The organism is Psychrobacter sp. 1U2, from assembly GCF_051847575.1.
In genome coordinates this window covers 1-526 of the sequence record NZ_JBPYDC010001779.1, presented here as the reverse complement: position 1 = coordinate 526, position 526 = coordinate 1, and the positions used below count along the sequence as shown (strand labels likewise).

Annotated in this window: 1 protein-coding gene; it reads left to right on the top strand. The window is 43.3% G+C overall.

All coding sequences use genetic code 11. The features are described from left to right. Positions 1-526: trigger factor (gene tig, locus ACS8FD_RS24360; protein ID WP_439277739.1), on the top strand; the 526-nt coding region annotated here is incomplete at both ends.

Genomic DNA, 526 nt, shown 5'->3' with positions numbered 1-526 from the left:
ATCGAAAACTTGCAAAAGCAGCGTCAAGAGTTCGTCGAGAAAAAAGGCATGGCAGCCAAAGACAATCAAGTGACTTTCGACTTTGAAGGTTCAATTGATGGTGAGAAGTTCGAAGGTGGCTCAGCTGAGGACTTTAAATTGGTTATCGGTAGCAACCAGATGATCCCAGGTTTTGAAGCTGGCATCAAAGGCATGAAAGCTGGCGAAGAAAAAGTCATTGACGTAACTTTCCCAGAAGACTATCAAGCTGAAAACCTAGCGGGTAAAGAAGCTCAGTTCAAAATCAATGTAAAATTGGTCGAAAAATCAAAACTACCTGAAATCGACGACGAGTTCCTTGAGCTATTTGGCGTGACTGAAGGTGGCGTTGACAAGCTAAAAGAAGACGTACGCAAAAACATGGAACGCGAAATCAAAAACGCGGCGCGTAGCCAAGTTAAGCAAGCGACTTTTGATGCGCTACTAGAAAAGAACGAATTTGATGTACCAAATGCGATGCTAGAGCAAGAAATCGAACGTCAACGCA